The sequence below is a fragment of the Reyranella sp. genome, from assembly GCF_965229815.1.
Classification (GTDB): domain Bacteria; phylum Pseudomonadota; class Alphaproteobacteria; order Reyranellales; family Reyranellaceae; genus Reyranella.
Window position 1 is genome coordinate 1,321,244 of record NZ_CBDDJN010000002.1, and the last position, 22,109, is coordinate 1,343,352.

Below are 22,109 nucleotides of genomic sequence, written 5' to 3' on the forward strand. Positions count from 1 at the left end.
GGAGCGGGACCATGCTAAGAACGCGTTACCGAGAGGCTGGCAATTGATGAACATTATGTGAAGCCGGGCGGCCTGTATCCCCAGGCGGCCGGCCAAAGAAAAACGGCGGGACCAGGGGCCCCGCCGTTCGTTGCCGTCAGAAACGGACTAGATGTGCTTGAGGACGTTCTCGGCCGAGGACACTTCGAAGGCGCCGGGCTTCTCGACGAAGAGCTCCTTGATGACGCCGTCCTGGACGACCATGGCATAGCGCTGGCTGCGCGTGCCGAGGCCGAACTTGGAACCGTCCATGGTGAGGCCCATCGCCTGGGTGAACTCGCCGTTGCCGTCGCCCAGCATCATGACCTTGTCGCCGGCCTTCTGGTCCTTGCCCCAGGCGCCCATTACGAAGGCGTCGTTGACGGAAATGCAGGCGATGGTGTCGACACCCTTCGCCTTGAGCTTGTCGGCGTCGGCCACGAAACCGGGCACGTGCTTCGCCGAACAAGTGGGAGTGAAGGCTCCCGGCAGCGCGAAGGCGACGACCTTCTTGCCGGGAGCGAAAAGTTCCTCCGTGGTGACCGCTTTCGGTCCCTCCGGGCCCAACATGCGCAGCGTCGCGCTGGGCACCTTGTCGCCGACTTTCGCCATCATTTGCTCCTTAAGATTCCGCCCGACCGGGCAGGGTCGCGAACCGGCGGACCCTAGAGCGTTTTCCGCCCGAAGGGAACCGCAGGCGACCCCGGTTGCCGCTGGCCGGACGGCCGACCCGTGGGGGAGGGGTCGGCCTTGGTCCAGTGGCAAGCGGGGCCCCTGGCTTGATCTTTGCCCGGACAATCCCCATTGATTTGGAGGATCATTGAGCCATGCCCAGGCCAGCTTCCCCCGCCGCCACCTTGGTCGGCCGCTTCCTGGTTGCAGCGCCGTCGATGCCCGACGAGCGCTTCCAGAAGAGCGTCGTGTTCATCTGCAAGCACGACGACGACGGCGCGCTCGGCATCATCGTCAACAACAAGGTCGAGGACCTGCCCTTGGGTCAGGTCTATCGCCAGCTCGGCATCTCGGTCCCGGACACGACGGCCGAGCGACCGGTGCTGTTCGGCGGCCCGGTCGAGCCCTCGCGCGGCCTCGTCCTGCACTCGTCCGACTACAAGCGGGAGGAGACGCTGCTGATCCAGGGCGGCCTCGCCCTCACGGCCTCGCTCGAGATCCTGAAGGATATGGCGGGCGGCAGCGGCCCGCAGCAGGCCTGGCTCGCTCTCGGCCATTCCGGCTGGGCGCCCGGGCAGCTCGACCGGGAAATGCAGGACAATGCCTGGCTGGTGGTCGACGGCGACGCCGCCCTGGTCTTCGATCCCGACTTTCCCGCCAAGTGGCAGCGCGCCCTCGACCGCCTCAGCGGTGGCTCGGCTGGCCATTTCGATCCGGCGTCGTTCTCGCACCAGACGGGCCGCGCCTGAGCAGCCGGCGGGCCTGACGGGTCCCCCATCGGGTCACCCAGGCGGCAGCGCAGGACACTTGCCAGACGATCTGCCCCAACTGCACCAGGCAGATCAGGACGAACGCGACGGCCAATGCAATCAAGCTTTGCTTCGCGTCCAGGATCGCGATCGCGGCAATCAGTGCCACGGCGAGGATGCACGCGAACACGAGCCAGGGGCGCTTCGGAACAAACATCGCCACGGGATCGCCCGCGAATGAGGCGGAAGAAGGGTGTATCAGATGTGCGAATACGACCGTAGATCGTAGCTGCATTCCACCGCCGGCCGGCCTATAGCGCAAGGACGCCCCGCACGATCCCTCCCTTCGGCGGCCGGCGCGCGTACCCGGGACGCCTTCGCTTCCCCCTCGCCGACCCCATCGGAAGCGCGGGCGTCCCGATGGGCGAAGACGGCGACGCGAGCGTCTATTCGGCGGCCACCGACTGCGTCGCCGGGCTGGTGTAGGCCGCGAGCAGGCTCGTCTCGCGCTCCTTGGCGGCCGTCACGTTCCTCTCCTTGATGTGGCCGAAGCCGCGCATCGTCTCGGGCACCGAGGCGATCTGCACCGCGAGCGCGTGGTTGTCCTGGCCGAGCGTCGCCAGCACGGTGTCGATCGTGCCCTCGTACTCGCCGATCAGGCGGCGCTCCATGCGACGCTCCTCGGTGTAGCCGAAGACGTCGAGACGCGTGCCTCGCAGCCGCTTCAGCCCGGCGAGGAAGCGGAACGCCGTCATCATCCACGGGCCGTAGGCCTTCTTCCTGAGCTCGCCGGTCGCCGGATCGCGGTCGGCGAACAGCGGCGGCGCGAGGTGGAAGCTCAGCGTGTAGTCGCCCTCGAACTGGCTCGACAGCTTCTTCAGGAACTCGCCGTCGGTGTAGAGGCGCGCCACCTCGTACTCGTCCTTGTAGGCCATCAGCTTGTAGAGCGACTTGGCGACGGCCTCGGCCAGCCCGCGCCGGCCGGGCGCCTTGCCCTTCTCGGCCGCGGCCACCTTGTCGACGACGGCGCGATAGCGCGCGGCATAGGCCGCGTCCTGGTAGGCGGTGAGCAGCTCGACGCGCTTGGCCACGATCTCCGGCAGCGTGCGCGCCACCGTCTTCTCGCTCCGCAGGGTCGGCTTGGCCGCGGCCTGCACGGACGCGAGATTGTGGGCGGCGAGCCGGCCCCAGGCGAAGGTGCGCTTGCTGGTCTCGACGGCGACGCCGTTCAGCTCGATCGCACGCTCGATCGCCTCGAAGCTGAGCGGGACCAGGCCCTTCTGCCAGGCATAGCCCAGCATGAAGAGGTTGGTGGCGATGGAATCGCCCAGGATCGCCGTGGCGAGCCCGGTGCCGTCGACGAACGACACGGCCTCGTCGCCGGCGGCGTCGCGGATCGACTTCATCATGGCCTCGGCGCCGAGATCCATGTCGCCGTTCATCACGAAGGCGGCGACCGGCGTCATGTAGCCGTTGATCACCGCCCGGGTGACGCCGGGCTCGATGCGCGACAGCGCGGCCGGCGAGGCCGCCACGACCATGTCGCAGCCCAGCACCAGGTTGGCGCCGCCGGCGGCGATGCGCACGGCATGCAGGTCTTCCGGCTGAGGCGCCAGCCGCACGTGGCTCATCACCGCGCCGTTCTTCTGGGCGAGGCCGGTGAAGTCGAGCACGGTGCAGCCCTTGCCCTCGAGATGGGCCGCCATGCCGATCAGCGCGCCGACGGTGATCACGCCGGTGCCGCCGATGCCGGTCACCAGGATGCCGTAGGCCTCGTGGAGGGGACGCACCGTGGGCATCGGCAGCGAGGCGAACGGATCGTCCTGGACGACCTTGAGCTGCGGCCGCTTCGCCTTGGCCGGCGTGCCGCCGTGCACCGTCACGAACGACGGGCAGAAGCCGTTCAGGCAGGAGAAGTCCTTGTTGCAGTTGCTCTGGTCGATCTGGCGCTTGCGGCCGAGCTCGGTCTCGAGCGGCTTCACCGACACGCAGTTGCTCTTGTCGGAGCAGTCGCCGCAGCCCTCGCACACCGCGTCGTTGATGAACACGCGCTTGGCCGGATCGGGGAAGGTGCCGCGCTTGCGGCGGCGGCGCTTCTCGGCCGCGCAGGTCTGGTCGTAGACCAGCACGGTGAGGCCGGGGATCTCGCGCAGCTCGCGCTGCACGGCGTCGAGCTCGTCGCGATGGCGCACCGTGACGCCGTGCGCGAACTCGGTGCCGACCGGGTACTTGTCGGGCTCGTCGGTGACGACGACGACGCGCCTGGCGCCCTCGGCGGCGACCTGCTTGGTGATCTCGGGAACGGTCAGCGGCCCGTCGTGCGGCTGGCCGCCGGTCATGGCGACCGCATCGTTGAACAGGATCTTGTAGGTGATGTTGACGCCCGCCGCGGCCGCGGCGCGGATCGCCATCAGGCCGGAATGGTAGTAGGTGCCGTCGCCCAGGTTCTGGAAGATGTGCTTGTCGCTGGTGAACGGCGCCTGGCCGACCCAGGTCACGCCCTCGCCGCCCATGTGGGAGATCAGCGCGGTGCGCCGCTCGGGCATCCAGATCGCCATGCCGTGGCAGCCGATGCCGGCCATGGCGCGGCTGCCCTCGGGCACGCGGGTCGAGGTGTTGTGCGGGCAGCCCGAGCAGAAGAACGGCGTGCGCGCCACCTTGGGCGGTGGCGCGGCGAGCAGCTTTTCCTTGGCCTCCAGCCGGGCCAGGCGCTGCTTGAGCTCGGGCGATTCGCCCTGGTGCTTCATCAGCCGGCCCGCGATCACCATGGCGACGCCGGTCGGCGTCAGCTCGCCCTCGCTGGGCAGGATGATGCGGCCGGTCTCGTCGGCCTTGCCGATGACGCGCGGGCGGCGGTCGGCCGGCGCGTTGTAGAGGATGCGGACGAGCTGGTCCTCGAGGTTGGAGCGCTTCTCCTCGACGACGATGACCTCTTCCAGTCCCTCGGCGAAGCGCCGCGCGCCCTCGGGCTCCAGCGGCCAGGTCATGCCGACCTTGTAGAGGCGGATGCCCAGCGCGCGCGCCTTCTCGTCGCTGATGCCGAGATCCTCCAGCGCCTGGCGCGTGTCCATGTACGCCTTGCCGGTCGTCATGATGCCGATGCGCGCCCGCGGCGGATCGATCACGGTCTTGTCGAAGCGGTTGGCGCGCACGAACGCCATGACCGCATCCATCTTCGGGCCGTGCAGGCGCTTCTCGGCCTCCAGCGGCGGATCGGGATTGCGGATGCCGAGCCCGCCCGGCGGCAGCTCGAAGTCGGTCGGCATCTGGATGCGGATGCGTTCGGGATCGACCCACACGGAGGCGCCGGATTCGACGGTCTCGGAGATCGCCTTGAAGCCGACCCAGCAGCCCGAGTAGCGCGACAGCGCGAAGCCCAGCAGGCCGAAGTCGAGATACTCCTGCACGTTGCAGGGGTTGACGGTCGGGATCATCGCGGCGGCGAAGACCTGCTCGCTCTGGTGCGGCAGGGTCGAGGACTGGCAGCCATGGTCGTCGCCGGCCAGCACGATGACGCCGCCGTGCGGCGAGGTGCCCGCGGCGTTGCCGTGCTTCAGCACGTCCATCGAACGGTCGACGCCGGGCCCCTTGCCGTACCAGATGGAAAACACGCCATCGACGGTGGCGCCGGGGAAGAGGTTGACCTGCTGCGTGCCCCAGACCGCGGTGGCGGCGAGGTCCTCGTTGAGGCCGGGCTGGAAGTGGATGTTGTTGTCCTTGAGGTACTTCTTCGCCGTCCACAGCGCGTGGTCGTACATGCCGAGCGGCGACCCGCGATAGCCCGAGATGAAGCCGCCGGTGTTGAGCCCGGCGGCGAGGTCGCGCTGGCGCTGCATCATCGGCAGGCGCACCAGCGCCTGGATGCCGGTCATGTAGACGCGGCCCTTGTCGAGGCGATAGCGGTCCTCGAGGGCGTAGTCGCCAAACACGAGGGGAACGGGGTTGGCGAGGCTCATCGCGAAGGCCCTCCGGAAGCGGCAGCGTGAACGGGCGTTTACCGAAGCTGAAGCATAGCCAACTCTGCGGCGCCATGCTCCCCGGAATCCGGGCAAGAGCCAGACCATTTCGCGTCTCGCGGGGAGACGCGCAGGCGAAGTCGATTCGTCAGGAAGAGCCTACGGCGGATGCGGGTATTCGCCGGCCGCCTTCGCCTGCCAGCAGGTCGTCGACCAGACGCCGGAACCGCGTCGGCCCGGCGTCGAGGCTGGTCGGCAGCATGCGGCGCGCGGGATCGAGGTCGATCAGCCTCTGCTGCGCCTCGATCAGCGCCTTGTCCTCGTGGAAGGCGGTCTCGGTGACCGCGAACAGGCGGCCGACACGGTCGGGGTCGATGTCGGCGGCGCGCGCACCGGCCGCAAAAAAGTAGCGCGAGGTCCGCTCGCCGACCGGCGTCACCGCCTGCTCGTCGACGCGATGGAACAGCGGGGCCGTGTCGGGCGCCCCGCCGCCGCAGCGCTCGGCCGTGCCGGCGGGGTGGAAGTCGGTGCGCTGCAGGAAGATGCCGGGGAACAGGAAGTCGTAGCTGTTCCAGACGTCGACCCGCTCGCCGAGCTTCTTCATGAAGCCGCGCGGCGGATGGTTGCGCAGCCAGCGCTGCACGCGCAGGCCGCGCTCCAGCGGCAGCATGGCCGGCCGCTCGTCGGCCCATTGCGGCATGTCGAGGCCGAGCGTCTTCTCGTGGGCGAACGACAGATGCGAGAGATCGAGCAGGTTGTCGTCGATCAGCAGGTAGTGCGCGGCATAGTCGATCGCGCCCGCCTGCAGGCGATAGGCTGCGTCGTCGAGCGCCACGGTGGACGGGATCGCCGCCGGATCGGCCGCCGCCGCGTCGCCCATCCAGACCCAGAGCCAGCTCCCGCGCTGCTGCGCCGGATAGCGGCGCACGCAGGCGCTGTGCGGGATCAGCTTCTGGCCCGGGATCTCGATGCAGCTTCCGTCCGGCGCGAACTTGAGCCCGTGGTACATGCAGCGCAGCGCATCGCCCTCGAGCCGGCCCATCGAAAGCGGCGCGAAGCGGTGACAGCAGCGATCCTCCAGCGCCACGATCTCGCCGGCGGCGGTGCGGTACAGCACCAGGGGCTCGTCGATGACGGTGCGCGCGAGCAGGCGGCCAGGCTCGACCTCGTGCGACCAGGCCGCGACGTACCAGGCATTGGTGACCCACATGGGCAGCTCCGTGCAAAGGCCGTCGGCGGCGGCCATTGGGACGCATCCGGGCGGCGGCCGCAAGCGGTTCCGGTCGTCAGGCCGCGCCGCGCGCGTCCTGGATCGCCTGCCAGACCCGCTCGGACGTCATCGGCATCTCGATATGCGTGACGCCGAGCCCGGCCAGGGCGTCGACGACGGCGTTGGCGATCACGCCCAGCGCCGGCGTGATCCCGCCCTCGCCGCCGCCGCGAAAGCCGAGCGGATGATTGGTCGAGGGGACTTCGCTCAGCGCGGTGACGAAGGACGGCAACGCGTCCGCCCGCGGCAGGGCATAGTCCATGAACGAGGCGCTCAGCAGCTGGCCGCTCGTGTCGTAGGCGGTACGCTCGATCAATGCCTCGCCGGCGCCCTGTGCGATGCCGCCATGGGTCTGGCCGTCGATGATCATGGGGTTCACCGCCCGGCCGACATCATCCACGGCCGTGTAGCGCAGGATCGCGACCGCCCCGGTCTCGACGTCGACCTCGACCTCGCAGACATGCCAGCCGTAGGGAAAGGAGCCGAGGCGACTGTCGAGGTCGGCGGCATCGCCGATCGGACCATGGATGCCGGCCAGCTCGAACAGTCCGATGCCGCGATCGGTGCCCTTCACCGTGAAGCGCCCGTCGGCGTAGGCGATATCGGCACGGTCGGCCTCCAGCGACTGGACCGCGAGGTCGACCGCCTTGGCGAGGATTCCGGCTGCGGCCTGATGGATGGTCGTGGCGGCAACGCGCACCGAGCGGCCGGAATGCGAGCCCGCGCCAACGGTGACCCGGTCGCTGTCGCCGGTGACGAGGCGCACGCGCTCGGGCGGCACCTGCAGCCATTCGCCGGCGAGCTGGGCGAGGCTGGTGGCGTGTCCCTGGCCGGTCGAAAGCGTGCCGATCACGACCTCGACCGTGCCGTCGGCCAGCACCGTGACCTCGGCACGCTCCTGCGGCGCCCCGCTCTGCGATTCCATGTAGCCGCTGAGACCCAGTCCGCGCCGCAGGCCGCGCCGGCTCGACTCCTCCCGCCGCGCCGGGTAGCCGTCCCAGTCGGCCAGCGCCAGCACCGTGTCGAGCGTGCCGGCATAGTCGCCGCTGTCGTAGGTGATGCCGAAGGCGTTGGTGTGCGGCGTCGCCCGGATCAGGTTGCGCCGCCGCAGCGCCACCCGATCGAAGCCGTGCGCCTGCGCCGCGAGGTCGATCAGCCGCTCCATGACGTACATGACCTCGGGTCGTCCGGCCGAGCGGTAGGGCGCGGTGCTCGGCGTGTCGGTGAGCACGCCCAGGGCCCGCGCCGCCGCCGGCAGCACGTAGAGGCTGCTCATGAGCTGCACGCCCTTGGTGAGCGGGATGAAGGAGGCGGTATAGGCGCCGAGGTTGCTGAGGCTCGTGGCTTCGAGGCCGAGGAACGTGCCGTCGGCGTCCAGCGCCAGCGCCGCCCCGATATGGAAATCGCGGGCGGCGTAGTCGCTGAGGAAAGCCTCGCGGCGGTCGCCGCTCCACTTCACGGGGCGGCCGACCTTGCGCGCGGCCCAGCACACCAGGCCGAACTCGGGAAAGAAGTAGTTGCGCGTGCCGAAGTTGCCGCCGATGTCGCGGGCGACCACTCGCACCTGCTCGGGCGGAACGCCGAGCACGATGGCCAGCTCGCGCCGCGCCCGGCCGACGCCGCCCGGGCCGGTGCGCAGCGTGTAGCGCCCGCTCGCGTCATCGTACGCGCCCAGCGCCGCGCGCGGCTCCATCGGAACGCCGGCGACGCGCGGAATCGACGTGGACAGTCGGACGACATGCGCGGCTTTCGCGAAGCCGGCTGCAGCGCCTGCAGCGTCGCCGACCCGGGCGTCGACGACGACGCGCTCCGGCACCTTGCTCGCTTCCTGCGCGTCGGCCACCGCTTCCAGGGGTTGGTAGTCGACCTCCACCGCTTCGGCGGCGTCCATCGCGGCGGCGTGGCTCTCGGCCACCACGAAGGCCACCGGCTCGCCGACGTAGCGCACCATGCCGTCGGCCAGGATGGCGGGGCGCACGATTCGGACGGGCGATCCGTCGCTGTTGTCGAGGCGGATGTCGGGCGGGCTGATCGCCATCGGCGCGTGCGGCACCGGCTGCAGCCCGTCGGCGTGCAGGTCCTCGGCCGTCAGGATAAGCAGCACGCCGGGCATCGTGCGCGCGGCGCGCGCATCGACGGCGGCGATGCGCGCCAGCGCGTGCGGCGAGCGCACCACGGCGCCGTGAACCTGATCCGGCAGGGAGAAGTCGTCGCTGTAGCAGCCGCCGCCCGAGAGCAGTCTCGCATCCTCGAGGCGGGGCAACGGTTTTCCGATCGTGCGGTCCATGCAGGGTCGAGTTGCGCATTGTCGACCCTTGCTTGGCAAGGGCCGTCCACCATCGCGGGGCGGACGGCCCGCGGCCGATCAGGCGTCGACCACCGGCGCGAAGCCGCCGTAGATCATCCGCTTGCCGTCGAACGGCATGGCGCCGCCCTGCGCACGCGGATCGGCCATCACCTTCTTCCAGCCTTCGTCGCGCACCGCCTTGGACGGCCATTCGATCCAGCTGTAGACGACCTTCTCGTCCGGCGTGGCCTTCACCGCGCCCTTGAAGTCGGTGATCGTGCCGTCGGGTACGTCGTCGGCCCAGGCCTCGACGACGCGCACGGCGCCGTGGTCGCGGAACACCGCCGCCATCTGCGTCGCCATGTCGGCATAGGCCTGCTTGTTGGCCGCCGGCACGGGAATCAGGCAGCCGTCGACATAGCCTGCCTTGCCCGCCGACTTCTCGTCGTGCAGGACGGCGAAGCCGCCGAAGATCATGCGCTTGGCGTCGAACGGCATGTGGTCGCCCGCCGGCTCCATGCGCGGATCGCTGCGCAACTTCACGTTGGCAGCGTCGCGCGCTTCCTTCGACGGATATTCGAGCCAGGCGAAGACCACGACCTCGTCCGGGGTGGCCTTCACCGCACCCTTGAAGTCGGTGACCTTGCCGTCCGGCACGTCGTCGCCCCACGCCTCGACCAGGCGCGTGGCGCCGAACTCGCGGAACAGCGGCGCGAACCGGCTGGCCATCGCGACGTAGCTGTCCTTGTTGGCGGCGGGGACCGCGACGACGAACCCTTCGATGTAGCCCATGGCCTCTGCCTCCTTGGCGATCTTGACGATATACGTTGATATCAACATAATAGGGACGAGAGCAAGGCATGACCCGGCCGGCCCGCATTCCCTTCGAGACGACCGCGCACGTGCGCGACCACTGCCTGTGCCTCGCCGCACAGGGCGCCGCGCGGATGCTGGCGCGTCGTTTCGACGAGGCGCTGCGCCCGGTCGGGCTGACCAGCGGGCAGTTCTCGCTGCTGATGTCGCTCAACCGGCCGCGCCCGCCCTCGATGGGCGCGGTCGCCGACCTGCTCGCCATGGACCGCACGACGCTGACGGCCAACCTCAAGCCGCTGCAGCGCCGCGGGCTGATCGATGCGGTGGCCGATCCCGCCGACCGGCGGGGGCGACTCCTGTCGCTGACCGACGCAGGACATGCGCTGCTGCGCGAGGCCTTGCCGGCGTGGCGGCGGACCCAGAAGGCGGTCGAGCGCACGGCTGCTGCCGCTTCCGGAGTCGAACCGCTGCGCGCCGGGTTGCGGGCGCTCACCCGGGATTGATCCCGGCGCCCGTCCTCAGTTGGTCGGCTTGCGACCCTGCTTGTAGTTGGCGATCGCGGTCTTCAGCATGCGGTATTCGGTGCAGCCGAAGACGCAGAGGGAATCGAGCCGGGCCAGCATCTGATCGGCCTCGGCCGGACGGTCGAGCATGAGATAGGCCTCGCCGAGATACTCGTGCGCGCCGAGATGGCGGGGGTCGATGGCGAGCGCCTGCGTGTAGTATTGCAGCGAGCCGTTGGGGTTGCCCGAGGCGCGCGTCGCATAGCCCAGCAGGTTGTAGGCGTCGGCGTTGCGCGGGTTCTTCTGCACGACCTGCTGCAGGAGCGGGATGGCGCCGGCATAGTTCCTGGCCTCGACCATCGCCTTGGCGTTGGCGAAGGCGGGATCGGCGGGGGCTGCCGGCTTGCTCGTATCGGCCTTGGGTGCATCGCCGCCGCCGCCGGCGGCGAAGGAGGCGGCGGGAAGGCCGAGGGACAGCACCGCAATGGCGGCAAAGACGGTCGGGCGCATGGTCCACCTCCTGGAAGAGCGCGATTGTTGCCGCGCGACGCGGCCGGGCAACGAAATTCTTATGACATTGGCGTGAGTTCGGCCACGTGCCTGACGGCGCGGACCTGGAGCCGGCCCCGCCGGCCCCGGATCTCGACGTCGTGGCTGTCGTGCAGGCCGAGATCGACACCCGCGCGGTCGAGCAGCTCCTGCGACACGACGAGTTCGGCGGCGAATTCCTTGGTGAGGGTCTCGAGACGGCTGGCGATGTTCACCGTGTCGCCGATCGCCGTCAGGCTGGTGACGCGCTCGTAGCCCATCTCGCCCACGATGCTCGGGCCGGAATGAAGGCCGATGCCGATGCGCAGCGGCTGGTCGAGATCGCCGGACAGGGCCTCGTTGAGGTCGGCCAGTGCCAACCCCATGCGCCGCGCCGCGTCGAGCGCCTGCCGGCAGGCCAGGGCCGGGTCGGCGGTGAGGCCGAAGATCGCCATGACGCCGTCGCCGATGAACTTGTCGAGTCGGCCGCCCGCGGCCTCGATCGCCTCGCCGGTGGCGCGGAAATAGCGGTTGAGCAGGAACACCACGTCGTAGGGCAGCTTGCCCTCGGAGATCGACGTGAAGCCGCGGATGTCGGCGAACAGGATGGCGACGTAGTGCTCGCCGCCATGGGCCTGCGGCTGGCGACGGTAGGCCTCGATCGGGCCGGCGCCGGCCGGAAGCAGCGGCGTGACGCGGTAGCGTCCGGGCGGCGGCCGGAGCTGGCAGGCCAGCCGCACGCTGTCGGGCGCGCCAACGCGCGCCAGCACCCTCGCCTCGTCGGGCGACGGCGGCGGCAGGCGGCTGCGGTCCGGGCCGGCAATGCGGACGCGGCAGGTCGAGCAGCGGCCGCGGCCGCCGCACACCGAGGCGTGCGGGACGCCGGCAATGCGGCTCATCTCCAGGATGCTGGATCCGGCGGGGAGGGCGACGCTGCGCCGGTCGCCATAGTCGAGCCGCACCACGCCGGCCCGGCGCTCCCACAGGTCGCGCAGCGGGCGCGCCGTCAGCACGCCGAGCAGCAAGGCGAGGGCGACGACCTGAAGCGCGCGGGACAGGGTGTAGAGGCTGGCGATGTCGACCGGCGGCGGCGCATGCACGCGCGCGAAGAGGTTGTCGAGGAAGCCGGGCTGGCGCGCGAGGTCGGCGACGTCGCGCAACGCGATCGCCGCGCCGGCGATGCCGCCGACCGGCACCAGCAGGGCGAAGGCGTAGAGGACCGGCAGCCAGGTCCCGTACCAGGGACGCAGGCGCCAGGCGAAATGCAGGCCGATGCAGGCGTGCAGCCAGACGACCAGGGGCAGCGCGAACTGGCGCGCGACCGTCCAGCTGTCGCTGACCACCAGCGAGCCCAGCACCCAGGGATAGCCGGGCTCGACGCCGTAGAGCTCGTGCGCGAGGCGCGTGCCGACGACGTGCAGGGCGCCCAGGGGAATGATCGAGGCGCCGAGAACCCACTGCGCCCATTCCCAGCGCGAGAGCTTCAGCGAGCGGCGCTGGTAGAGCGACCAGAGCGCGAGGCAGAAGTGGATGCCCAGCGCGCCATAGAGGACGGTCTGGCCGACCGGGTTGTGCCAGAGGAAGACGAAAGCGTAGCGGCCGGTCTCGAGGACCGACAGCGAGATCAGCCCCAGCGTGTGATTGAGCAGATGCGTGACGACATAGAAGAACAGGACATAGCCCGACCAGAGCCGCAGCCGTCCGACCATGACGCTACTTCAGCAGAGGCAGCACCGCCTCGGGCGGCCGGCCGATGGCGGCACGCCGGCCCGACACCACGATCGGGCGCTGCAGGAGGACGGGATGGGCGACGATCGCCTTCACGATGTCGGCGCGCGAGAGATCGGCCTTCCTCTTCTTCAGGGCCTTGAACTCGGCCTCTCCGTCGCGGATCAGGGCGGCGGGCTCGCCGCCCACCTGGTCGAGCAGGGTCTCGACCTCGGCCTTGCCCGGCGGCTGCTTGAGATATTCGCGGATAGCGGGCTCGACGCCCTTCTTGCGCAGCAGCTCCAGGGTCTCGCGCGACTTGGAGCAGCGCGGGTTGTGCCAGATCGTGACGGTCATGGTGGTGGGCTCTCTCCCCGGCTTCTCCGGAGAGGAGAGCAAGCCTGCTAGTCGTCGTCCAGTGATTCGGCGCTCGGCGCGTCGATCACCCGGCGGGCGAGGTCGAGGTCGAAGCCGGCGCGCGCCATCGCCGCGAGGTCGCGATCCCGTCGCTCGCGGCGCTGTTCGGGCAGCCGGAAGGGCCCGAGGCGCCGGCGGCGGGCGAGGGCGACGGCGGCGCGCCGCTCGCGTTCGGCCGGATCGGTGTCGAGCTCGCGGTCGAGTCCGGCGAATGCCCGGTCGAGCGTCTCGGCATCGACTCCGGCGAGCTGCAGGCGGCGACGCGTGAGGCGTGTCGAGGTCCCGCGCCGGTGCAGGGCCCGCGCCTTGGTCTGGGCGAAGGCTTCGTCGTCGATCATGCCGGCCGCGACGAAGCGCGCGACGATCGCCTCGATCTCCTGCTCGACGCCCTCCATCACCGGCGCGTCGTTGCGCACGGCGCGGGCGACGCGGCGCGCCAGCACGCGACGCAGCCCCTCGGCCGTGGCGGGGTAGCGTTCCAGGTAGAACGCCGCGGCGTTGCGGAGATACGTCGCGGTGATCGGGCGCGCGGGCCGCTTCACGTCCGTCGCGCCCGCGGCTCAGTCCCGCAGCGGGATGCCGACGATCGCCTGCAGCGCGTCGATCGCGACGTCGGGATCGCCGACCTTGATGGTGCGCATGCCGAGCGCCCGCGCCGGCTTCAGGTTGATGCCGAGATCGTCGAGGTAGACGCACTCTTCCGGCGCCACGCCGAGCAGCGAGCAGGCGTGCTGGTAGATGCGCGGATCGGGCTTGCGCAGACCGACCTTGCTCGATTCCACGACATGCTCGAACAGCGTCATGATCTCGGCGACGGCGCGCGCCTTCTCGGGCGTGCGCGCCATGCCCGGTCCGTCGCCGTGCTTCATGTTGTTGGTGATGCAGGCGATGCGGAAGGACGCCCGGCAGCGACGCAGCGCCTCCACCATCTGCGGCCGAATGTCGCCGCTCAAGGCGCGCAGCACGCGCCAGCCGTCGATCTCGTGCCCCTGCTCGCGGGCCTCGTCCTGGAACAGGACCACGAACTCCTCGAGCGACACTTCGCTGCGCTCCATCCGCGCCCAGGCGTTGGTGTCGCCGTTGCGCGCGTTCAGGCCGCGGATGAAGTCCCGGGGAAGCCCCGCCTCGGCCTCGTAGCGGTTGAACGCCTCGAACGGGCTGCTGAGGATCACGCCGCCGAAGTCCCAGAGCACGGCGCGTGGGGTTCCTGCATGGCTACCATTCATCGCGGTGCGACCCTCTTCTCCTTGTTCCTGCCAAAGTCGGCCCCTATCTCAAATCACTCCATAGGCGACAGGTCGGCGGTTGGCCACCTATCGCCCTAACACGGGTTAGGAAAACGGAAAAAATGAGCGAAGCAGCGGCACTCCCGCGCGGCAGCGCAGTGGTTAAGGCGAGCGAGGCTTACATGGCTGAAACCAGCCGTCCCGATGGGCGCAACCGACGCGCGGCCGAGACCCGCCGCAAGATCATTGCCGCCGCGAAGGCCATGATCGCCGAGACCAGCACCGCGCCGACCGTGGTGGCGGTGGCCAAGCGCGCCGATGTCTCCGTCCGGTCGGTCTTCCAGCACTTCGGGGACGTAGAGTCACTTTTCGTAACTGTCGTGGACAGCATCCGGGGCGACCTGGCGGCCCCGGTCCGGACCCCGAGCGACCGGCCCCTGTCGGCCCGCATTGCCGCGGTGGTCCACAATCGCGCCGAGCTTTTCGACAAGATCGTGCCGTTGCGCGTCGCCGCCGGGCAGTTCGTCAACCATCCGGCCCTGACCGAGCGCGCCCAGGAGTCCAAGCAGGAGCTGCGACAGGCCACGCTGGAGGCGTTTGCGCCCGAGTTCGCCGCGCTGGGCGAGCCCGACCGCGAGCAGCTTGCCGACGCCATCGAGGCGGCGCTGTCGCTGGAGGCCTGGATCGTCCTGCGCCGGCGGGACGGGATGAGCTTCGAGCGGGCGACTGCGGTATGGCGTCTCACGCTGACCGCGCTCCTGGCGCACGAGCAGGCGGCGGCCAGCCCGGCCGCCTGACGGGGACCGCGGTCGCGCATTGACTTCCCGATTGAGATCATCGAGTTAGAGGCCCCCGAAAGACGATTTCAGGCGGCAGCAAGCGGCCATGGCGACCAGCCAGCTACACGAAGACTTCTCGCGCGAAGAACATGTGAAGGCCGGAACCGATCGAGGTTTCGGCCTCGTCTTCGCGGGCTTTTTCGCCATCCTGGCCGCGCTCTCGGTGTGGCACGGCAGCAAGATCTGGCACTACACCCTGCCGCTCGCCGTGGCGTTCCTGGTGGTGGCGCTGACCTTTCCGCGCATTCTCGGTCCGCTCAACCGGCTGTGGCTGAAGTTCGGCCTGCTTCTCTACAAGGTCATGAACCCGCTCATCCTCGGGCTGCTGTTCTTCGTGACCATCATGCCCATCGGGCTCATCATGCGCGCGATGGGCAAGGACTTCCTCCGGCTGCGCCTCGATCCCTCCGCCAAGAGCTACTGGATCGACCGCGAGCCTCCGGGGCCGCCGCCCCAATCCATGCGCAACCAATTCTGATCCGGAAAGGGACCGGCTATGGGCTCCATCCTCGTCGAACTCTGGGCCTTCATGAGGGAGCGCAAGAAATTCTGGCTGCTGCCGATCCTGATCATGATGGTGATCTTCGGCGGCCTTATCGTGCTGACCAAGGGCTCGGCGATCGCGCCGTTCATCTACACCCTGTTCTAGAGGAGAAGACCGCGCCATGCGCGTGCTGGGCATCTCGGCCTTCTATCACGACAGCGCTGCGGCGCTGATCGAGGACGGCCAACTCGTCGCGGCCGCGCAGGAAGAGCGGTTCACCCGCAAGAAGCACGATTCGGGCTTCCCGCAGAACGCCGTCCAGTATTGCCTCGACGAGGCCGGCATCAAGCTGGCCGACGTCGACTATGTCGCCTTCTACGACAAGCCGTTCCTGAAGTTCGAGCGCCTGCTCGAGACCTACCTCGCCTACGCGCCGCGCGGCTTCCAGTCCTTCCGCATGGCCATGCCGCTGTGGCTGAAGGAGAAGCTGTTCCAGAAGACCCTGCTGCGCGACGAGATGAAGCGCTGGCAGCCGGACTTCGACTGGAACAAGCGCCTTCTGTTCGGCGAGCACCACCAGAGCCATGCCGCCTCGGCCTTCTTCCCCTCGCCCTACGAGGAAGCGGCCGTGCTGTGCATGGACGGGGTCGGCGAGTGGGCGACGACGTCGCTGGCCTGGGGCCAGGGCAACAAGCTCGAGATGATGAAGGAAATCCACTTCCCTCATTCGCTCGGGCTGCTCTACTCGGCCTTCACCTACTACACCGGCTTCAAGGTCAACTCGGGCGAGTACAAGGTCATGGGCCTCGCGCCCTACGGCGAGCCGAAGTTCAAAGACAAGATCCTCGAGCACATCGTCGACCTCAAGGAGGACGGCACCTTCCGGCTCGATCAGAAGTACTTCGACTATTGCACCGGGCTGCGCATGACGAACGACAAGTTCGGCGAGCTGTTCGGCGGCAAGGCACGCAAGCCCGAGGAGCTGCTGACCCAGCACCACATGGACCTCGCGGCCTCGGTGCAGGCCGTCACCGAGGAGATCGTGATCCGGCTGGCGCGCTCGGTGAAGAAGGAAACCGGCGCCCGCAACATCTGCCTGGCCGGCGGCGTGGCGCTGAACTGCGTCGCCAACGGCAAGCTGCTGCGCGAGAAGCTGTTCGACGGGATCTGGGTGCAGCCGGCGGCCGGCGATGCCGGCGGTGCGGTCGGCGCCGCCTATGCCGCCTATCACGGCTATCTCGGCCAGGGCCGCAAGCTCAACGGCCACATGGACGGCATGGCCGGCTCCTATCTCGGGCCGGAATTCACCGACGACGAGATCGAGCAGCGCCTGGTCGCGGCGGGCGCCAGGCTCACCCGCCTGACGCGCGAGCAACTGATCGACCAGACCGCCCAGGCGCTGGCCGACGAGAAGGCGGTCGGCTGGATGCAGGGCCGCATGGAGTTCGGCCCGCGCTCGCTGGGCGCCCGCTCGATCCTGGGCGACGCGCGCTCGCCGACCATGCAGAAGACGCTCAACCTCAAGGTCAAGTACCGCGAATCGTTCCGCCCCTTCGCGCCGGCGGTGCTGCGCGAGGACGTCGACAAGTATTTCGACATCGAGACCGACAGCCCGTACATGCTGATGGTGGCGCCGGTGAACGAGGACCGCCGCCGCTCGATGAGCGAGGCCGAGCAGGCGCTGTTCGGCATCGACAAGCTGAACGTGCCGCGGTCCGACATACCGGCGGTCACCCACATCGACTATTCCGCGCGCATCCAGACGGTGCACAAGGAAACCAACCCGGCCTTCCACGACCTGCTGACGTCTTTCAAGGCCAAGACCGGCTACTCGGTGGTGGTGAACACCTCGTTCAACGTGCGCGGCGAGCCGATCGTCTGCACGCCCGAGGATGCGTTCCGCTGCTTCATGGGCAGCGAGATCGAGGTGCTGGTGGTCGGCAACTGCCTCCTCCGCAAGGAAGACCAGGATCCGTCGCTGAAGCTCGACTACAAGAACGCCTTCGAGCTGGACTAGCCCTTTTTCCTCGTGTTCCTTTCCCCAAGGGGGAGAGGAGCATGAAGGGAACTCGGATGCGCGCAGTCATCTGCGATCGCCTGGGCGATCCTTCCGTCCTCAAGGTCGAGGACGTGCCTGTCCCCGCGATCGGCCCGTCCGACGTTCTGGTCAAGGTCGGCGCGGCCTCGGTCAACTTTCCCGACGTGCTGATGCTGTCGGCCTCCTACCAGCACAAGCCCGAGCTTCCCTTCATCCCGGGCATGGAGGGGGCGGGCACGATCGCCGCCGTCGGTGCCGAGGTCGCGAACTGGAAGACGGGCGACCGGGTGATCTTCGGCGTGCGGCCCGGCGCCTTCGCCGAGTACGTGAAGGTGCCGGCGTCCGGCAACCTGATGCGCCTGCCGGACGGCTGGTCCGATGCCGAGGGCTCGGCCTTCCGGGTCGGCGCCACCACCGCCTATCACTCGCTGGTCCATCGCGCCGCCCTCCAGAAGGACGAGGTGCTGCTGGTGCACGGCGCCGCCGGCGGCGTCGGCATGGCCGCCGTCCAGCTCGGCAAGCATCTCGGCGCCCGGGTGATCGCCACCGGCGGCGACGACGCCCGGCTCGCCGTGGTGCGCGACCAGGGCGCGGACCTCGTGGTGAACTACCGCACCGACGATTTCGTCGCGGCCGTGAAGGGCATGACCGACGGACGCGGCGCCGACGTGGTCTACGACCCGGTGGGCGGCGAGGTCCTCGAGAAGTCGATGCGGGCCGCCGCCTACGGCGCCCGCCTGCTGGTGGTCGGCTTCACCTCGGGCGGGCCGACGAAGATCATGTCCAATCACGTGCTGATCAAGGGCCTGTCGATCCTGGGCGTGCGGGCCGGCGAGACCGTGCGCCGCGCCGGTTCGGCGCTCGCCCGCGACTATGCCGTCGAGCTGCCGCGGCTCGCCGCGCTCGGCGTCATGCGGCCGCACATCTCGCACCGCTTCCCGATGGACCGGGCCGCCGATGCCTTCCGCGTCCTGATCGACCGCAAGGTCGTCGGCAAGGCGGTGATAGAGATCGCCGGCTGAGGGGACGCGGAGCGCGAGAACAGGATCGTGACCCGGCGGTCCTTCTCCGACGCGTTGGAGCTGCCGAGGCTCATGTTGCCGAAGGCCTCGGGATCGGCGGCGATGACGACGTGGTCGGCCGGGTAGCCGGCGCGGACCAGCTCGGCGGCAACCGCCTGCGAGCGTTCGCGCGCCAGCCGGGCGTTCAGCGCCTTGTCGCCGAGCTTGTCGGTATGGCCGACGACGCAGAGCGCGGTCACCTGACGGGCCTTGGCCGTCTTCACCGCCTCGGCGATCGCCGGCTTGTCGGCCGGGCGGACATGAGCGCTGCCGAGATCGAACAGGACCCAGACCGGTTGCGGCTGGTTGGCGCCGCCGCCGCGCGGGCACTTGCCGACGGTCTGCGCGAGGGAAGGACTGGCCGCGACCATGAGGATCGCGGCGGCCAGCAGGCCGGACCTGATCAAACGAGCTCTCCTTTCAGGGCCATCTCGACGAAGGGGAGGCGATCGTTGCCGAAGAACATCCGGTCGTCCACGAAGCATGTCGGCGCCCCGAACACGCCGCGCGCCACCGCCTCGTCGGTCGTTGCCTTGAGCCGGTCCTTGACGTCCTGGTCCTGGATGCGCCGGCCGATGGCGGCCGCGTCGAGGCCGGCCGCCGTCAGCACCTTCGCCACCTCGCCCATGTTGTTCAGGTTCACGCCGTCGACCCACATCGCGCGGTAGACGGCCGGGTGGTAGCGCTCGAAGAACCCGTCGATCTCGGCGGCCGCGGCGCCCCGCATCAGCGCCAGCGTGTTCACCGGGAAGTGGGGATTGCGGTTGAACGGCACGCCGTAGTGGCGGGCCCACATCGGCATGTCGAAGGCGCTCCATCTCGACTTCTGCGGCACGGTCATCGGCGAGGCGTTGCCGGTCGCCTTGAAGACGCCGCCCAGCAGCATCGGCTTGCGCACCAGGGCCGCGCCGGCGCGCCGGGCGATGGCCTCGACCTGGGTGTCGGCCAGGTAGGAATAGGGGCTGCCATAGTCGAAGTAGAATTCCAGGGTGCGGGCCATCGGCGTCTCTCCTTGCTTGTCGGCAGCCTGCGCCGCCTCTAGCCTTGGCTCAAGAAACGATAGGGACGGAACGCATGAGCCGGGTTGCGGGCAAGGTGGTTCTGGTGACCGGCGCCGGGTCGGGCATCGGCCGCGCGACCGCGACGCTGCTGGCGCGCGAAGGCGCCACCGTCGTGGTGAGCGACGTCAACGAGGCCGGCGGGCGCGAGACGGTGCGGCAGATCGCTGCCGGCAGCGACGGCGCGGCGGCCCGCTTCGAGGCCCACGACACCACGCGCGAGGCCGACTGGAAGCGCGTGGTCGACGGCATCCTGGAGCGCGAGGGCCGGCTCGACGGGCTGGTCAACAATGCCGGCATCTCGGGACCCTTTCCCGCGACCTTCGAGACCGAGACGCTGGAGCAGTGGCGGCGCATGCTGGCGGTCAACGTCGAGGGCGTGTTCCTCGGCTGCAAGTACGGCGTGCCGGCCCTGCGCCAGTCGGGCGGCGGCTCGATTGTCAACACCTCGTCGCTGGCGGCTTTCCTCGGCACGCCCGACCTCTCGGCCTATGGCGCCAGCAAGGGCGCGGTGCGGCAGTTCACCAAGACGGTAGCCATCGACTGCGCCCGCAAGGGCTACAAGGTGCGCTGCAACTCCGTCCATCCCGGCATCATCCTGACGCCCATGGGCGAGGCGGTGATGCCGAGCGACAAGGCGAAGGAACGGACGCGCCGGCGCATCCCGATCGGCGAGTTCGGCGCGCCCGAGGACATCGCCTATGGCATCCTCTACCTGATTTCCGACGAATCGCGCTTCGTCACCGGCGCCGAGCTGGTGATCGACGGAGGGATGAACGCCATCTAGGAAGCTTCACGCACGGAGACGGCCATGCAGCACGCCGACCAAGTCGCGTATCTGGAGCGTATGTTGCGTATGGTGCGGACCAACACGCGGGACGAGGGGCCGGGACTGACCCACACGCCCGTCGACACCTACTACGATCCGGCGCGCTTCCGGCGCGAGGTCGACATCCTGTTCCGCCAGTATCCGATCGTGGTCGCCTTCTCGGGCCAGTTGCGGCGGCCCGGCGACTTCGTCGTCCACGACCAGACCGGCCAGCCGATCCTGGTGACCCGCGGCACCGACGGCGTGCTGCGCGCCTTCCTCAACGTCTGCCGCCATCGCGGCGCCGCCGTCGAGCAGAAGCCCTGCGGCGCCAACAAGCGGGCCTTCGTCTGCGCCTATCACGGCTGGAGCTACGACCTCACCGGGCGGCTGGTCGGCATCACCGACGGCGCCGCCTTCGGCGATCTCGACAAGGCGAGCCACGGCCTGCGCCGCCTGAAGGTGGCGGAGCGCTACGGCCTGGTCTGGGTCGTGCCGTCGGCGCTGGCGGACGGCGAGGAGGCCTCCCTCGACATCGACGGCTATCTCGGCGCGCTGACCCGCGACCTGTCGGGCTGGGACATGCAGGGGTGGGAGGTCCATTCCTCGCAGCCGATCCGGCCGCACATGAACTGGAAGCTGGTGATCGACACGTTCCTCGAGCTCTACCACTTCCGCTACCTGCACCCGGGCACCGTCTACCCGCTGTTCCACGACAATATCGCCACCTACGAGCGCATGGGCAGCCACATGCGCTGGGCGGCGGCCAAGCGCACGCTTGACGGTATCGAGGAGCAGCCGAAGGAGACCTGGCGGATCCGCGACCATGCGATCGTGTTCTATTCGCTCTTTCCCAACACGGTGCTGACCTACACCCAGGACCATTGCGGCGTGTTCACGAGCTTTCCCGTCACGCCCGACGAATCGGTGATGCAGTTCTCGGTGCTGGTGCCGCCCGAGGAGAAGGCGGTGAAGCCGGAAAGCTACTGGAAGGCCAATGTCGACCTGTTCGCCGCGGCGCTGGTCGAGGATTTCGGCATCGGCGAGACGATCCAGCGCAACTTCCGCAGCGGCGCCAACCGCGTCCAGACGTTCGGCAACTTCGAAAAGGCGCTGGGCTGGTATCACCAGGAGGTCGCCGAGGCGGTCGCCTGACGGGAACTCGCACAAAAACGGGCCGTTTGTACCGTTCGGGGCGAATATCCCTTGCCACTTGGCGGGAAAGGGCCATCTCTCTATCAGTCACCGAATCGCTCGCGCCGACAGCGCCTGCCGACAAACCCCGACAAATTGGAGAGAGACGCCATGAACTTCCGGCCGCTGCACGATCGCGTGATGATTCGCCGGGTCGATCCCCCGGCGCAGACGACCGGCGGAATCCTCATTCCCGACACCGCCCAGGAAAAGCCGGCGGAAGGCGAGATCGTCGCCGTCGGCCCGGGAGCCCGCGACGAAAGCGGCAAGATCGTGCCGCTCGACGTCAAGCCGGGTGACCGTATCCTCTTCGGCAAGTGGTCGGGCAGCGAGATCAAGGTCGACGGCGAGGACCTCCTGATCATGACCGAAGCCGACATCATGGGCGTCCTCGAGGGACAAGACGCCGGCAAGCCGGGCAAGGCCAGGCAGAAGGCGGCCTAGCGCCGCGCCCGCCCAACGGCCTCGATCCCCCACGCAT

Annotated in this window: 21 protein-coding genes and 1 pseudogene; 10 read left to right on the forward strand and 12 right to left on the reverse strand. The window is 69.2% G+C overall.

Features of this window, described 5'->3' with window-relative positions; translation table 11 throughout:
- Positions 1 to 147: 147 nt before the first annotated feature.
- The gene (locus tag ACO073_RS06775; RefSeq protein WP_421996393.1) at positions 148 to 630 is read right to left on the reverse strand and encodes a peroxiredoxin; all 483 of its coding nucleotides are present in this window, start codon (positions 628 to 630) and stop codon (positions 148 to 150) included.
- A 215-nt stretch (positions 631 to 845) separates the two neighbouring features.
- On the opposite strand from ACO073_RS06775, the gene ACO073_RS06780 reads away from it, so the two are divergent.
- Positions 846 to 1,439 (forward strand): YqgE/AlgH family protein, encoded by a 594-nt coding sequence (locus tag ACO073_RS06780; protein ID WP_421996394.1) that lies wholly within the window; start codon positions 846 to 848, stop codon positions 1,437 to 1,439.
- Positions 1,440 to 1,885: 446 nt separating this feature from the next.
- Here the strand turns inward: ACO073_RS06780 and ACO073_RS06785 are convergent, their stop codons facing one another.
- The 4 genes from ACO073_RS06785 to ACO073_RS06800 all read right to left on the reverse strand — a co-directional run bounded on the left by ACO073_RS06785 (position 1,886) and on the right by ACO073_RS06800 (position 9,744).
- On the reverse strand, positions 1,886 to 5,395 hold the full coding sequence (locus ACO073_RS06785; RefSeq protein WP_421996395.1) for an indolepyruvate ferredoxin oxidoreductase family protein: 3,510 nt from the start codon (positions 5,393 to 5,395) through the stop codon (positions 1,886 to 1,888).
- 148 nt (positions 5,396 to 5,543) lie between these two features.
- Positions 5,544 to 6,641, reverse strand: coding sequence for a Rieske 2Fe-2S domain-containing protein (locus ACO073_RS06790; RefSeq protein WP_421996396.1), 1,098 nt, complete (start codon positions 6,639 to 6,641; stop codon positions 5,544 to 5,546).
- A 40-nt stretch (positions 6,642 to 6,681) separates the two neighbouring features.
- A complete protein-coding gene (locus tag ACO073_RS06795) occupies positions 6,682 to 8,952 on the reverse strand; it encodes a xanthine dehydrogenase family protein molybdopterin-binding subunit (RefSeq protein WP_421996397.1) in 2,271 nt (756 codons plus the stop codon).
- Positions 8,953 to 9,030: 78 nt separating this feature from the next.
- Positions 9,031 to 9,744, reverse strand: coding sequence for a DUF1428 domain-containing protein (locus tag ACO073_RS06800; protein ID WP_421996398.1), 714 nt, complete (start codon positions 9,742 to 9,744; stop codon positions 9,031 to 9,033).
- A gap of 68 nt (positions 9,745 to 9,812) precedes the next feature.
- Between ACO073_RS06800 and ACO073_RS06805 the strand changes: the two genes are divergently transcribed.
- Positions 9,813 to 10,268 carry a MarR family winged helix-turn-helix transcriptional regulator gene (locus tag ACO073_RS06805; RefSeq protein ID WP_421996399.1) on the forward strand — a complete coding sequence of 152 codons (456 nt, stop codon included), beginning with the start codon at positions 9,813 to 9,815 and terminating at the stop codon, positions 10,266 to 10,268.
- 15 nt (positions 10,269 to 10,283) lie between these two features.
- On the opposite strand, the gene ACO073_RS06810 is transcribed toward ACO073_RS06805, so the two are convergent.
- The 5 genes from ACO073_RS06810 to ACO073_RS06830 are packed head-to-tail and all read right to left on the reverse strand — an operon-like array spanning position 10,284 to position 14,113.
- Positions 10,284 to 10,778: a tetratricopeptide repeat protein gene (locus tag ACO073_RS06810; RefSeq protein WP_421996400.1), complete on the reverse strand. Its 495-nt coding sequence runs from the start codon at positions 10,776 to 10,778 to the stop codon at positions 10,284 to 10,286.
- 59 nt (positions 10,779 to 10,837) lie between these two features.
- A complete protein-coding gene (locus ACO073_RS06815; protein WP_421996401.1) occupies positions 10,838 to 12,505 on the reverse strand; it encodes an adenylate/guanylate cyclase domain-containing protein in 1,668 nt (555 codons plus the stop codon).
- A 4-nt stretch (positions 12,506 to 12,509) separates the two neighbouring features.
- Positions 12,510 to 12,860: an arsenate reductase (glutaredoxin) gene (gene arsC, locus ACO073_RS06820; RefSeq protein WP_421996402.1), complete on the reverse strand. Its 351-nt coding sequence runs from the start codon at positions 12,858 to 12,860 to the stop codon at positions 12,510 to 12,512.
- A 47-nt stretch (positions 12,861 to 12,907) separates the two neighbouring features.
- Positions 12,908 to 13,462 (reverse strand): RecX family transcriptional regulator, encoded by a 555-nt coding sequence (locus tag ACO073_RS06825; protein ID WP_421996403.1) that lies wholly within the window; start codon positions 13,460 to 13,462, stop codon positions 12,908 to 12,910.
- Positions 13,463 to 13,480: 18 nt separating this feature from the next.
- Positions 13,481 to 14,113, reverse strand: coding sequence for an HAD-IA family hydrolase (locus ACO073_RS06830; RefSeq protein ID WP_421996404.1), 633 nt, complete (start codon positions 14,111 to 14,113; stop codon positions 13,481 to 13,483).
- A gap of 215 nt (positions 14,114 to 14,328) precedes the next feature.
- Here ACO073_RS06830 and ACO073_RS06835 point away from each other — a divergent pair, with 215 nt between their 5' ends.
- The 5 genes from ACO073_RS06835 to ACO073_RS06855 all read left to right on the forward strand — a co-directional run bounded on the left by ACO073_RS06835 (position 14,329) and on the right by ACO073_RS06855 (position 18,529).
- Entirely contained in the window at positions 14,329 to 14,943 is a 615-nt protein-coding gene (locus tag ACO073_RS06835) for a TetR/AcrR family transcriptional regulator (RefSeq protein WP_421996405.1), read from the forward strand.
- Positions 14,944 to 15,076: 133 nt separating this feature from the next.
- Positions 15,077 to 15,463, forward strand: coding sequence for an SxtJ family membrane protein (locus ACO073_RS06840; RefSeq protein WP_421996406.1), 387 nt, complete (start codon positions 15,077 to 15,079; stop codon positions 15,461 to 15,463).
- An 18-nt stretch (positions 15,464 to 15,481) separates the two neighbouring features.
- Positions 15,482 to 15,634 (forward strand): DUF5989 family protein, encoded by a 153-nt coding sequence (locus ACO073_RS06845; protein WP_421996407.1) that lies wholly within the window; start codon positions 15,482 to 15,484, stop codon positions 15,632 to 15,634.
- A 16-nt stretch (positions 15,635 to 15,650) separates the two neighbouring features.
- Positions 15,651 to 17,486 (forward strand): carbamoyltransferase, encoded by a 1,836-nt coding sequence (locus ACO073_RS06850; protein WP_421996408.1) that lies wholly within the window; start codon positions 15,651 to 15,653, stop codon positions 17,484 to 17,486.
- Between the two features lie 41 nt (positions 17,487 to 17,527).
- On the forward strand, positions 17,528 to 18,529 hold the full coding sequence (locus ACO073_RS06855; protein WP_421996409.1) for an NADPH:quinone oxidoreductase family protein: 1,002 nt from the start codon (positions 17,528 to 17,530) through the stop codon (positions 18,527 to 18,529).
- A gap of 47 nt (positions 18,530 to 18,576) precedes the next feature.
- On the opposite strand, the pseudogene ACO073_RS06860 reads toward ACO073_RS06855, so the two are convergent.
- Positions 18,577 to 19,053: pseudogene (locus ACO073_RS06860) on the reverse strand (OmpA family protein); the annotation flags it as partial.
- On the reverse strand, positions 18,972 to 19,568 hold the full coding sequence (locus ACO073_RS06865) for a 2-hydroxychromene-2-carboxylate isomerase (RefSeq protein WP_421996410.1): 597 nt from the start codon (positions 19,566 to 19,568) through the stop codon (positions 18,972 to 18,974). The pseudogene ACO073_RS06860 and the gene ACO073_RS06865, both read right to left, overlap by 82 nt.
- A 74-nt stretch (positions 19,569 to 19,642) precedes the next feature.
- On the opposite strand from ACO073_RS06865, the gene ACO073_RS06870 reads away from it, so the two are divergent.
- From ACO073_RS06870 to ACO073_RS06880, 3 genes are all read left to right on the forward strand, one after another.
- A complete protein-coding gene (locus ACO073_RS06870) occupies positions 19,643 to 20,413 on the forward strand; it encodes a glucose 1-dehydrogenase (protein ID WP_421996411.1) in 771 nt (256 codons plus the stop codon).
- A 69-nt stretch (positions 20,414 to 20,482) separates the two neighbouring features.
- The gene (locus ACO073_RS06875) at positions 20,483 to 21,589 is read left to right on the forward strand and encodes an aromatic ring-hydroxylating oxygenase subunit alpha (RefSeq protein ID WP_421996412.1); all 1,107 of its coding nucleotides are present in this window, start codon (positions 20,483 to 20,485) and stop codon (positions 21,587 to 21,589) included.
- A 150-nt stretch (positions 21,590 to 21,739) separates the two neighbouring features.
- Positions 21,740 to 22,072, forward strand: coding sequence for a co-chaperone GroES (locus tag ACO073_RS06880; protein ID WP_421996413.1), 333 nt, complete (start codon positions 21,740 to 21,742; stop codon positions 22,070 to 22,072).
- Positions 22,073 to 22,109 lie beyond the last annotated feature (37 nt).